Genomic DNA, 12,653 nt, shown 5'->3' with positions numbered 1-12,653 from the left:
GCCGTGTGGTTGCGAAAGCTGCAAAAGGTTTCAAACCGAATTCTAAGTACGATATGTACAAGGAATTCGAAGAGCCAGTTAAGAACTTGTTGGACGCAAAAAACAATCACCGCTATTTGGCGATGAGACGTGGTTGGCAGGAAGAAGAACTTGCTATCGATGTTAAGGGCGACGACGAAGAGATTTTGAAATCTTACGAAAAGTTCGCAACTTCGACTCCGGATAACGCGATTGGCGATTATCTGAAACAATCAGCTCGTTTGGCTTTGAATGTTTACGTTCTTCCTTCTGTTGTGAACGAAGTTCACCGCGTATTGAAGGAAAAAGCGGATCAAGATGCGATCACGGTATTTGCTGAAAACGTTCGTAAACTTTTATTGGCTTCTCCGTACGGACCAAAATGCGTTTTGGGTGTAGACCCTGGTTTGCGCACGGGTTGTAAAGTAGCGTTGATCGATAAATCTGGCGCGTTCATTTCTCACACAGTTCTTTATACTTTGGGTGATGATGCTGACAGAAAAGCAAAAGCTTTGTTCGGTGACGTTTTGAAACAAATCCAAATCGAAGCCATCGCTGTTGGTAATGGTACTGCCGGTCGTGAGACTGAATCTTTCTTACGTAAAGTTTTGAAGGATCTTGGCAAGAACATTCCTGTCGTGATGGTCTCTGAATCTGGTGCGTCTGTGTACTCTGCATCTGAAGTGGCTCGTGAAGAGTTCCCAGATCTAGATGTGACAGTCAAAGGTGCGATCTCTATCGCACGTCGTTTGCAAGATCCTTTGGCGGAGCTTGTGAAGGTTGATCCAAAATCTATCGGTGTGGGTCAGTACCAACATGACGTAAATCAATCTCAATTGAAAAAATCATTGGAAGCTGTCGTTGAGTCTTGCGTAAATAACGTAGGCGTTGACGTGAACACAGCCTCTGCAGCGTTATTATCACATGTTGCGGGCATCGGCCCAGCTCTTGCGAAGGGTATCGTTGAGGCTCGTAAGAAATCTTTGTTCACAGATCGTTCTGAGCTTTTAAAAGTTCCGAAGTTCTCTGCAAAAGTTTTCGAGCAAGCTGCGGGTTTCTTGCGTATTCCAACTGGAAAACAAGTGTTGGATTCCACGGGTATCCATCCAGAGCGTTACCAAGCTGTGACTGATATGGCAAAAGACCTTGGTGTTTCTTTGTCGGACGTTATCGGTGAAGGTGCGAAGAAGCTTGTCGCGCAAAGAACGAAATGGGCGCAAATCGTGGGTGAGTTTACTTTCGATGACATCGTAAAAGAGCTTGAAAAGCCAGGCCGGGATCCTCGTGATCCGTTCAAGGTTTTCCAATTCCGCGATGACATCATGGAAGTTAAAGACCTTAAAGAAGGTATGATCTGCCCAGGTATCGTCACTAACGTAACGAATTTCGGTGCGTTCGTTGATATCGGTGTTCACCAAGATGGTCTTGTACATATTTCTGCATTGTCCCACAAGTTCGTTGATGATCCTCGTAAGGTTGTAAACCCGGGCGATCATGTGACTGTGAAGGTTTTGAAAGTAGATACTGTGAAAAACCAAATCTCTTTGACGATGAAAATGGACGACGCTCCAGAGGCTTCTGCGCCTCGCGAGAAACGTGCTGATCAACCTCGTCAACAGCAGGGTGGTTACAAACCAGGTGGCCCGAGAACGCCTCCAGGTGGTGGTGCAGGCCAAAGACCAGCAGGTGGTCCTCCAGCGAAACCAGCAAATCCGTTCAACAATCCGTTTGCGGCTTTGATGAACGTTCCTACTAATAAAAAATAACCCGGCGGATGCCGGCAAAGCTATCGACCCAGTCGGGTCGATAGGTGAAGCAACTTTTAAGGGGATTAACATGGCAGCAAAAGGCAAATCTAAAAAAGGTATCCGTCACAGAAAAAAACGTCTTCTTACTAAGAAGCGTATGTATAAAGCGAAAATCCGTAAGTAGTTGGGACCTAGTCAGCGGAGCTGATTAGACAACAGTTACAGAAGATGAAGCTTAAAAGCCTCGGGAAACTCCGGGGCTTTTTGTTTTTAGAAGTTATTAAAATAAAAAACCCGATCTGTAGTGTGGCAGATCGGGTTTTCTATTTTTGGGCGAAATTTTCAATGAAACGATTGGGATGATCGTTTGATTTAGTACGCTAAAGTCAAAGTTACAGAGTTCACGGTCATGTTGCCTTGAGTGTAGAGCACGATGCTTGCGGCACTTTGGCCAATCACTGCGTTGTCTGGATAAGCTGTTGCGGAACAGTTGTAGCTATCGATTTGTAAGTTACCGCCAACAGCGAAACCGTTAATCATTAGGTTAATGAACGCTGTTTGATAGTCAGGTGTTGCACTGATATCAATGCGCACGATGCGATAGCCGTTGTAGCGATAAGAATCGATGTATTGAGTAAGATCCAAACGATCATTCGCATACAAGCGAGTGTACACGTTCAAATCTACTGTGAATTGACCGTAACCAGGCTGCGGTTGATTTGGATAGGGAGCTGGCTCTGGTGCCGGTGGATATCCCGGAGTCACAGGACCCGGTCCTGGATAAGGGGCTGGGCGAGGGTCAGGATAAGGAGCAGGACGACCTCCGCCAGGAGTGATGTAAGCGTTTGCAGAAGTTGCAGCAAAAGTTAGAGCCGAAAGAACAACTAAAAACATTTTAGATTTCAAAGTCATTTGGATCCCCCTGTGGTTTGGTGGGGCACTTTGCTCTTCGCAGAGATCGAAGTGCCGACGGAATATGAATAAAGCACAGGACGTGCCAGAAATTGGCAGTAGCATTCTGACTCCAGGGTACATGGGGCCAGTTTTATAGAGGGATTATAGAATGATACTTCGGCACTGATTCCAGCTCCTTTGGCGAATTTGATTGGGTTGGCGCAAAGCCCTAGGCTATCCTTGCTGGATATGGAGGTCCCATGATTATTCAATCTCATATTCTCACGAAGGCGCTGGATGCGGCCTTGTCTACGGGAGCCGATTTCGCAGACATCTTTGTTGAAGATACTTATTCCTCAAATCTAACAGTCCTCAATTCAAAACCAGATCAAGCTATCGTTGGCCAACTTTATGGCGCGGGCATTCGCTTGTTCTTCGGTCATGAAATTGTTTACGTCACAACCAACGATCTTTCAGAGCACGGCTTGGTGAAAGCGGCCTTGAACGCGGCACAAAGTCGCGGACAAGGCGCTGCTAAAAAATCAATGCCGCTGATGCAGGTGCCCTTTGATTCCATTCATACATTTGGCGAAAAGCCGTGGGAGATGGATCGTGATCGCAAATTCAGATGGTTGAACTCTTTAGATCAACATGCCCGCGATCGTAACTCAGCGGTGACGCAAGTTGAAGCGGGTATCAATGAAAAGTTTCAACGTGTACAAATCGCAAACTCTCGAGGAGTGATGGCTTACGACGAGCGCGCCTACTCTCGCGTGCGTCTTGAGACGTTCGTTGAAAGCATGGGCATGAAAGAAAGCTCTGCAGATAACGTGGGTCACATGGGGACTTCAGAACTATACGACACTGTGGACTTGGAAAAATTCGCTCATGAAAACGTAGATCGCGCGATGCTTTTAACGAAAGCAGCCTACGCGCCAGCAGGTGAGATGCCTGTGGTGATCGACAATTCTTTCGGGGGAGTGATCTTCCACGAGGCTTGCGGTCACGGCCTTGAGACCACCAGTGTGGCTAAAGGCGCATCTGTTTTCTGTGGCAAGCTGGGCGAGAAGATCGCGAACGAATGTGTTACGGCGATTGATGATGGTACTTTGGAAAACGGTTGGGGATCTCTCAATATGGATGACGAAGGCAACAAAACGAAGCGTACGACATTGATTGAAAACGGCGTTTTGAAATCTTACATCGTCGATGAAATGGGGTCGCAACAAACTGGTTACGAGAAAACAGGAAGCGGTCGTCGTCAATCTTACAAATATGCTCCGGCATCTCGCATGAGAAATACGTTCATCGCTGCTGGTAAAGATTCTTTTGAAGATATGATCCGTGATGTTGATTACGGTTTGTATGCAAAGAAAATGGGTGGCGGTTCCGTGAATCCTGGAACGGGCGATTATAACTTCCAAGTGCAGGAAGGTTACATTGTTCGTAACGGCCGTGTTGAAGAGGCTGTGAAGGGCGCATGCTTGATCGGTCGTGGAATCGATACTTTGGGTAAGATCACAAGAGTCTCTAACGATTTGAAATTGGCGACGGGCATGTGCGGATCTGTCAGCGGCAGCATCCCAGCGGCAGTGGGCCAACCACAAATTCTTGTATCCAGCCTCATGGTCGGCGGGAGGGCAAAATAATGGATACTATTAAAGAAAATTTCCAAAAGATTTTAAGCGAAGCTCAACGTGACGGCGTGAAAGTAGAAATGCTTGTCACGGGTGGTGAAAGTTTGAAGCTCGGTTTTCAAAAAAAGAAATTAGAAAAATTTGAATCCACACAATCCCAAATGGCGGGCTTACGTGTGATCAAAGGGGCGACTCAAGGTTACGCTTATACAGAAAACCTTTCCCTTGAAGCCTTGCTTCGCACGTACAAAGATGCTTTGAACAATGCGAAGACTGTGAAGTCTGAAGAAACTGTCGAAGTGCCGTTGATGAAGCCGCAGGCGGCTCCCGTGATGAACTTGTTCAATCCCGAAGAGATTTCCATGGAAAAGAAAATGGAAGTGGCAAAAACTTTGGAAGAAGCCTGTTTGAATGCCGATCAACGCGTGCAAGCGGTTCCTTATTGTGGATTTGTTGAAAGCACGAGCTTTAAGCGAATCTTGAACTCAGAGGGTGTGGATCAAGAGTTTAAACAAAGCTCTTACAGTGGATATGCGTATCCGTTGGCACAACAAGGTGAGTCTTCCAAAATGGATGGTGAAGGTTTCTTCGCCAGATCATTTAAAGACATAAAGGCTCAAGAGACGGCAGAACTGGGCGTTCGCAAAGCCACGGCGAGATTGGGTGCTCAGAAATTGAAAACGGGCAATTATGCTGTAGTGATTGACCGTGAACAATTCCCAACGATGCTGACGATGCTTGCCGGATATTTCTCGGCAAAAGAAGTGCATGAGAATAAATCTTTGCTTAAAGGAAAACTTGGTCAAAAAATTGGAAGTGATAAGTTTCAACTTGTTGACGATGCTTTAAACCTGCGCGGAACGGCTGTCAGACCTTTCGATTCGGAAGGGGCTCCTTCGCAAAGGACTGTTTTGTTTGAAAACGGTGTTTTGAAAAACTATTTAACGAACTTGGAATATGCAAAGAAGATGAATCTTCCGCACACAGCCAATGCGGCTCGCAGCCCTGCTTCGGCAATGGATATCGGTCCGACCAACTTGGTGATGGGTAAAGGAGATAAGTCTTTGCAGCAACTTTTGTCTAAATACGACAAAGTTGTTTACGTGACAGAGTTTTCTGGAGGCTTGCATGCGGGCTTTAAGGAATCCACCGGGGATTTCTCGATGCCAGCTGAAGGTTTCTTGTATGAAAACGGTCACAACAAGGGACCGATTGATCAATTTGTGATGTCAGGGAACATTTTAGATCTTTTGGGTCTTATTGAAGATCTTGGTAACGAGTACAACAAAGAGGGTAACAGCATGATCGCCCCAGATGTCCTCGTTAAATCTTTGAGTTTCGCCGGAGCTTAAAAAACTTGAGCCTCCAGATAAGAGTGTCTATGCTTTTGTCTGGAGGCATAATGAAGTACTTTGTTGGAGTTTTGGTTCTTCTTGTTTCTTTCAGTTCCTGGGCACAATCGTCGCCGATTTCTTTAGAGGGAACTTTTTCTTTTTCTAATCTCGAAGTTTTAAAAGTGAAGCATTATGAAGTGGTGCGATCCTCTGCTATAGATCGATTAAAAACTTTGCGCGAGTCAGGATTTATTTGCGAATTTGTGGCATCCCAAGGTTATCGATGTTCAAAGTTTGATTCTGCAAAACAAGTCCCGGCGGATTTGAAGCAAGAAATTCTAAATAATGTGGCGGGGTATTCACTCACATTTCAACCTGCTGTTGGTGCACCTCATTTAGAAAACGATGGAGAGACCTTGCAAGAGTGGACGGTGCCTCAAACGGTGATTGCTGGAACGGACACTTTCAAAACCTATCGTTATCAAATCGTGCAGGGTCTTCATAAAATTACTCCGTTAGTAAATAATGAACTTCAGAACCTCACATGGGTTGTGGCGAGCGCGGAACAAATTTCTGAGCCGCATAGTTATGAAGTGCGTGAGTCGTCATCGACCTGGACACTTTACTTCTTAAGTCTCACATTTAGGAAGTAGATCGAGAGTGACGGTGCAGGAGAGCGCTTTGTGACAAGCTTAAGCCCGTAAAGCATTAATCCCTGGGATTTCTAAACACCGAGTATAGACTAAAGCTATCAAAATTTTTATAGAGGTGAAGAGAATGAGTTCAAATGTTGAATCTTCCAAAAAAACCGGAGCCCTTGAAAAACTGGCTTCGTCGGTAACGAACTGGGCGGAACGTTGGTTCCCTGATTCTTATATATTTGCAGTGCTTGCGGTGGCCGTTGTGACGATCGGTGCTTTGATCGCAGGAATTGCGCCAAAAGCTATTGCAACTTCTTTCGGTGATGGTTACTGGAGTTTGATTCCGTTCACGATGCAAATGGCGATCGTTATTATTTCCGGTTATGTAGCGGCGTCATCTCCTCCGGCGGTGAAGTTGATCAACTGGCTGGCGAAGCTTCCAAAATCTGAAAAGTCCGCAGTGGCATACATCGCGTTCTTCACGATCATGGCGTCACTTTTAAACTGGGCATTTAGTTTGGTGTTTGGTGGGTTGTTCGTTCGTGCTTTGGCAAGAAGAACGGATTTGCGTGTTGATTATCGTGCAGCAGGTGCGGCCGGTTATCTCGGGCTGGGCGCCACTTGGGCCTTGGGATTGAGTTCTTCAGCGGCGCAACTTCAGGCCAACGCAGAAAGTATTCCCAAAACTTTGATGCCAATTACGGGCGTGATTCCATTCTCGGAAACAATTTTCCTACCACAATCTATTTTGATGTTAGTGGTGTTGACGGCTGTTTCAGTGGTGATTGCTTATTTATCAGCGCCAAATCGTGAAAGAGCTGTGACGGCACAAGACCTTAATATCGATGTGACTGATGACTCACAGGATATTATAGAAAAGCCGAAGCAACCGGGGGACTGGTTAGAATATTCTCCGATTCTTACAATCTTAGTTGTGCTTCTAGGTCTTTGGTGGCTGGGGATGGAATTTCAAAACAAGAATGTGATTTTGGCGATTTCAAATTTGAATACGTACAATTTCTTGTTCTTGATACTCGGCATGCTTCTGACATGGAGACCAAAACGTTTCCTTCGTCTTGTTGGTAAAGCGGTTCCTTCGGCGGCGGGTGTCTTGATTCAATTCCCACTATACGGGAGTATTGCGTTTATTTTGACGAAAGCTGCGGGACCAGATGGTGTGACGTTGTCGCACCATATTTCGAACTTCTTCGTGTCGATTTCGACTCATGACACGTTCTCGGCGTTGATGGGTGTTTACTCTGCAATCCTTGGGTTCTTTGTGCCATCGGGTGGCGGTAAGTGGATTATTGAAGCTCCGTACTTGATGCAAGCTGCGAATGAATTGAAAGTTCACTTGGGATGGACGGTGATGGTTTACAATGCGGCAGAAGCTTTGCCGAATTTGATCAATCCATTCTTTATGATGGCTCTTCTTGGTGTTCTTGGTTTAAAAGCCCGCGATATCGTGGGTTACACAGTGACTCAATTGGTGGTGCATGCGCCCCTTGTGATCTTTATGTTGTGGGCATTGGGCGAGACATTGGCTTATCATCCACCGGTCATTCCGTAACGACAGAGCGCCGAAGAAATCCTCACTCAATCATTCAAAAAAACGAAACCCGCTTTCAAAAGAAGCGGGTTTTTTATTCTTTCAAGAATGTTTATTCTCTGAAGTTTGACTGAATGACTATTTTTTTAAGAGAACTTTAGCGATCTCTGTGAAGCCTAAACCACCCCGTTGATTTGTAACATAGGTTGGCTTGGATTTAATTTGATCCAAAAAGTTCTTAATGTTTGCGACAGCGAAACTGTTGGGGAAATAGGCAAACATCGGCTCGTCATTAGGAGAGTCGCCGCTAAATCCGCAAATTTTTTTCGATTGTTCGGCGGTCACACCAAATTCTTTTTCTAGAAACTTTAAAGACATTGTCAGTTTATCGTAATTTCCAAACCAACCGTTTACGTGAATCGAGCTGACTTTCGCTTGCGCTCCGTGATTGTGGAATATGTCTACGATTTTTTGCACTTCGCTGCGTGGAAGGGGTGGAACGTCTTCGCAGAAGTCGATGGCAAGATCCATGAGGCGACAAAACTGGTCGCTGGCAAGAGCACAACCTGGAACACTTTTTAAAACTTCTGCCTGAATGACATCCAACTTTGTGCGATTTTGTTTTTGTATTTTATCGTCGAAGAAAAAGTGACGCTGCATTTTTTTATCGTGATAGCGGAAATAGAATCCGCCGTTTTCTCCGACGATTCCGCTGACGGGCCATACACGTGCGATCATTTCACACCATCCAGCAGGTCGACCTGTCACAGGAATGATATGAATGCCTGCCTTGTGCAAAGCCCACATTGCTTCATAAGCTCCCGCGCCAAGCTGACCTTCGTCTGTTAATGTGTCGTCGATATCAGTAAGAAGAAACTGAAGTGTGCTCGAAAATTCTGAAACGCTTTTCAACGTAAACCTGCTTCCTAAATTGGCATTTTCTATTTTGATTACATGCCTTACAGAAAAAAATTGTACCGAAGATTTCTGAAAATCATGAAGTAGAGTTCTAGGACTTTATACGAGTTGTCAAAATTGAGGCTTGCATCTTCCCAGGTTCGAATACATGGTTTGTCTATATATATGGGTGGGCGGCGACTCGCGAACGCGGGTAGAGCTGAAGCGATGAGTTGCTTCGACGAAGTTGAAGTGCAAGCCAGTCGCAAAGGTTGAAGCAGCTTCCCCAGACTAAGGACCAAGCATGGCAAAAAAGACTGAAGCATCATCAGACGGAATCAAATTAGTGATCGTGGAGTCTCCGACAAAAGCTAAAACGATTCGTAAATTCTTGGGAAGAGATTACGTTGTGGAATCCTGCATGGGACATATCCGCGATCTTCCTCAGTCCGCAAAAGATATTCCTGAAAAAGTTAAGAAAGAAAAATGGGCACAGTTGGGTGTGAACGTTGACCACAACTTCGAACCTCTTTACTGCATTCCCAAAGACAAAGTTAAAGTCGTAAAAAATCTGAAAGACAAACTAGCCGATGCCTCAGAGCTCTACCTCGCGACCGATGAAGACCGTGAAGGGGAATCTATCAGCTGGCATTTGCTTGAAGTTCTAAAGCCACGCGTTCCAACCAAGCGCATGGTGTTTCACGAGATCACGAAGGATGCGATTCAAAAAGCATTGAAAGACACTCGCGAAATCGACATCAATCTTGTGCGTGCACAGGAAGCACGTCGTGTGCTGGATCGTTTAGTGGGTTACACGATTTCACCTCTTCTTTGGAAGAAGGTGGCTTATGGTTTGTCAGCAGGTCGCGTGCAATCCGTGGCTGTTCGTTTGATCGTTGAGCGTGAATTAGAACGTCTGCGTTTTAAAAAATCCGCTTACTGGGGAGTTCTTGCTGAACTTTCTAAAGACGGTGTGAACTTTGAATCTCGCTTACAACAATTCAAAAACCAACGTGTGGCGACAGGTAAAGACTTTGATGGTCTGACAGGTCAATTGACGGCTGGCAAAGATGTTTTGGTGCTTGGAGAAAAAGACGCTGCCAAACTTTCTCAAGATTTAAAATCCGGCAACTGGTTAGTTTCTGATGTGGAAGAAAAACCAACGTTCAGAAAGCCAGCGGCTCCGTTTATCACTTCAACTTTGCAACAGGAAGCCAATCGTAAGTTGGGTTTGTCTTCTCGTGAAACAATGCAAGTGGCGCAGAAACTGTACGAGCAAGGTTTCATCACCTATATGCGTACGGACTCCACGTTCTTATCGAATGAAGCCATCACAGCATCTCGTGATGCGATTCAAACTAAATATGGAAAAGAGTATCTGACTCCGCAGCCCCGTACTTATGCGGCGAAAAAAGTGAAAGGGGCTCAAGAGGCCCATGAAGCGATTCGTCCAGCGGGTAACAACTTTATGGATCCAGATGAAACAGGTCTGACGGGAACTCAATTCCGTCTGTATGACATGATCTGGAAACGTACGATTGCATCACAAATGGTTGATGCTCGTCAGAAACAAGTAAGCGCGAAAATCAGTGTGGGCGACGCTCTTTTTGCAGCGTCAGGTATGACTATCGAATTCCCGGGGTTCTTACGCGCTTATGTTGAAGGCAGTGATGATCCAGAAGCAGATTTGGCAGAGCGTGAAGTGCGTTTGCCGGCGTTGAAAGTAAAAGACGCTGTGAAGTGCACCAAGCTTGATCCAACATCTCACGAAACGAAACCACCAGCTCGTTATACAGAGGCAAGCCTCGTACAAACGATGGAAAAAGAAGGTATCGGTCGTCCATCAACGTACGCATCTGTTATCGGTACAATCATCGATCGCGGATACGTTCGCAAAAACGGAACAGCACTTGTTCCGACATTCACGGCGATGATTGTTTCAAAACTTTTAAGCAATTATCTTTCAGAGTTCGTGGATCTTGGATTCACATCTGAAATGGAACAAAGTTTGGATAATATTGCGGACGGCGAGTTGGACTGGGAAAGCTACCTAGCTTCTATTTATAAAGGTCCGAAAGGTTTGCGTGCTCGTGTTGAATCTCAGGAAGAAAAAATCAATCCGGATGAGGCGCGTACAATGACCCTAGAAGGCATGGATAAATACAAATTCCACGTCGGCCGTTATGGTGCGTATCTTTCAACAACTCGCGATGGTGAAGATGTCAGTGCTTCTGTACCAGACAATGAATCTCCTGCGGATATCACTCCAGAGATCGCAGAAAAATTGATCGATCAAAAAATCAACGGCGCCGATGCTTTGGGTAAAGATCCAAAAACGGGTGAGCCTATTTATGTTCTAAGTGGCCGTTACGGTCCTTACGTGCAAATGGGTGACGTATCGCCAGAAAATGACAAACCGAAACGTGCATCACTTCCGCCAGGTACTCAGCCAGAACAAGTGGACCTGAACATGGCCTTGGAGCTTTTGTCGTTGCCAAAAACTTTGGGGACTCATCCAGGTACTGGCAAAGAGATCAAAGCAGGCCTGGGTCGCTTCGGTCCATTCATTGTTCACGATGGCGACTATCGTTCAATCCCTAAGGGTGAGAGCATTTTCACAATCACGTTTGAACGTGCGATGGAAATGTTAAGCCAACCGAAAAAAGGTCGCGGTAAAGCAGTGGCATTGAAAGATTTGGGTGCACATCCTGATACCGGTGATGCGATTCAAGTTTTCAACGGTCCTTATGGTCCTTACATTAAGAGCGGTAAGGTCAATGCTTCATTGCCAGAGGGAGCAACTCCAGAGACGGTGACTCTTGAGCAGGCGATTGCGTTGATCAACGAGAAAGCTCCGGCCAAGGGTAAAGGCAAAGCCAAAGGCGGTGCGAAGGCAACGAAATCGGCGGCTCCGAAAAAGTCGTTGAAGAAAGCGGAAACAGCGAAGGATAAAGCTGAAGCGTTGGGTGTAAAAAAAGTCGTCACGCGAAAGTCTAAAAAGTAGCAAAAAGGCTCCTCAGGGAGCCTTTTTTTCTGCGGTTTGCGGAGAAAAAGACGCAAATTTTGTCACAGTGTCTGAGATTCTCGGGTTCAAAATTCATTTATTATTATTGAGGCGGCTTCGAATTTGCTCTTCCGGCCATGGTCAGGAGAATTATATGAAGCTCGTTGCCGGACTCATTTTGACGTTATCTTTCTTGGGAAGTTTAAGTTTTGCTGCCTCGGCAGATGATTGCTCGTCTGTGGACGTGCGTGAGACGATGAATCCCGCTTTGCAAAAGCGCTTTTATGCTCCTTACGATCAAGGACAAATCGGGTGGTGTTTTGGCTATGCCGCAGCCGATGTGTTAAGTCAGGCAGTAGGTGAGCCTGTGTCTGCGGTTCATCTCTCTTCGCGATATGCGTCGACAGTGACTGGTATCGGTCGTTTTGCTCGCAATATCTTCATGGGCAAGACGGCTGTGGCTGAAGGTGGCTTTATTGAAGGCGCTATCAACGAGATGCAAAAGCTTGGTCATTATTGTGAAGACGGTGCGGTGACTTCTAAGGGAACAGTTTTAATTTCTCGTAAAAAAGGCATTTACGAGTTTGGTTATGCTTTGGGCACGGGCTTTTTGATGAGCTATCTGAAGGATTACCGCGAGGGCATTTGTACCGGGGACTGCAACGACTTTTTGGATCCTTTAATTCAAGCTTATTTCCCGCATCAAGATGTGCAGGCCGTTAAGGACTACATCACAAAAAATAAAGATCAGTCCTTGGATCGCTTGGTGTTCGCGTTGTTTGATCAAGCCTGTGGTGAGGGCCGTAAGGACATCACTTCGGACCTGCAAGTTATTTCCTATGTGAACTCTATTTCGCGCAGTAACAATAACGATTTCCAGCAACAACAAGAAGCTTCGGATCATATCGATGAAGGCTTAAACGCTAAGAAG

General features: G+C 45.7%; 9 protein-coding genes. 7 read left to right on the top strand and 2 right to left on the bottom strand.

Features of this window, described 5'->3' with window-relative positions; genetic code table 11:
• Positions 1-1,784 (top strand): helix-hairpin-helix domain-containing protein (locus VF412_RS18260; RefSeq protein WP_331340708.1); only part of this gene is annotated, 1,784 nt, incomplete at its 5' end.
• Between the two features lie 354 nt (positions 1,785-2,138).
• Here the strand turns inward: VF412_RS18260 and VF412_RS18255 are convergent.
• Positions 2,139-2,678 (bottom strand): hypothetical protein, encoded by a 540-nt coding sequence (locus tag VF412_RS18255; protein WP_331340707.1) that lies wholly within the window; start codon positions 2,676-2,678, stop codon positions 2,139-2,141.
• Positions 2,679-2,920: 242 nt separating this feature from the next.
• Between VF412_RS18255 and VF412_RS18250 the strand changes: the two genes are divergently transcribed.
• The 4 genes from VF412_RS18250 (at position 2,921) to VF412_RS18235 (ending at position 7,842) form a co-directional block, all read left to right on the top strand.
• Positions 2,921-4,309 (top strand): TldD/PmbA family protein, encoded by a 1,389-nt coding sequence (locus tag VF412_RS18250; RefSeq protein ID WP_331340706.1) that lies wholly within the window; start codon positions 2,921-2,923, stop codon positions 4,307-4,309.
• Entirely contained in the window at positions 4,309-5,649 is a 1,341-nt protein-coding gene (locus VF412_RS18245; RefSeq protein WP_331340705.1) for a TldD/PmbA family protein, read from the top strand. The genes VF412_RS18250 and VF412_RS18245 overlap by 1 nt, the downstream gene beginning before the upstream one ends.
• 50 nt (positions 5,650-5,699) lie before the next feature.
• A complete protein-coding gene (locus VF412_RS18240; RefSeq protein WP_331340704.1) occupies positions 5,700-6,284 on the top strand; it encodes a hypothetical protein in 585 nt (194 codons plus the stop codon).
• A 124-nt stretch (positions 6,285-6,408) separates the two neighbouring features.
• Complete coding sequence (locus VF412_RS18235) at positions 6,409-7,842, top strand: short-chain fatty acid transporter (RefSeq protein WP_331340703.1); 1,434 nt, start codon at positions 6,409-6,411, stop codon at positions 7,840-7,842.
• Between the two features lie 117 nt (positions 7,843-7,959).
• Here the strand turns inward: VF412_RS18235 and VF412_RS18230 are convergent, their stop codons facing one another.
• Positions 7,960-8,733 carry an HAD-IIB family hydrolase gene (locus VF412_RS18230; protein ID WP_331340702.1) on the bottom strand — a complete coding sequence of 258 codons (774 nt, stop codon included), beginning with the start codon at positions 8,731-8,733 and terminating at the stop codon, positions 7,960-7,962.
• 289 nt (positions 8,734-9,022) lie between these two features.
• On the opposite strand from VF412_RS18230, the gene topA reads away from it, so the two are divergent.
• Positions 9,023-11,722, top strand: coding sequence for a type I DNA topoisomerase (gene topA / locus VF412_RS18225; RefSeq protein WP_331340701.1), 2,700 nt, complete (start codon positions 9,023-9,025; stop codon positions 11,720-11,722).
• 154 nt (positions 11,723-11,876) lie between these two features.
• Positions 11,877-12,653 (top strand): hypothetical protein (locus VF412_RS18220; RefSeq protein WP_331340700.1); only part of this gene is annotated, 777 nt, incomplete at its 3' end.

The sequence above is a fragment of the Bdellovibrio sp. genome (assembly GCF_036384735.1).
Taxonomy (GTDB): domain Bacteria; phylum Bdellovibrionota; class Bdellovibrionia; order Bdellovibrionales; family Bdellovibrionaceae; genus Bdellovibrio.
This window is presented reverse-complemented; position numbering and strand designations above follow the sequence as displayed.

Excerpts from the sequence above, each read along its gene's own strand:
- VF412_RS18255 (WP_331340707.1), bottom strand. The coding sequence starts at position 2,678 with ATGACTTTGAAATCTAAAATGTTTTTAGTTGTTCTTTCGGCTCTAACT.
- topA (WP_331340701.1), top strand. The coding sequence starts at position 9,023 with ATGGCAAAAAAGACTGAAGCATCATCAGACGGAATCAAATTAGTGATC.
- VF412_RS18235 (WP_331340703.1), top strand. The coding sequence starts at position 6,409 with ATGAGTTCAAATGTTGAATCTTCCAAAAAAACCGGAGCCCTTGAAAAA.
- VF412_RS18240 (WP_331340704.1), top strand. The coding sequence starts at position 5,700 with ATGAAGTACTTTGTTGGAGTTTTGGTTCTTCTTGTTTCTTTCAGTTCC.
- VF412_RS18250 (WP_331340706.1), top strand. The coding sequence starts at position 2,921 with ATGATTATTCAATCTCATATTCTCACGAAGGCGCTGGATGCGGCCTTG.
- VF412_RS18245 (WP_331340705.1), top strand. The coding sequence starts at position 4,309 with ATGGATACTATTAAAGAAAATTTCCAAAAGATTTTAAGCGAAGCTCAA.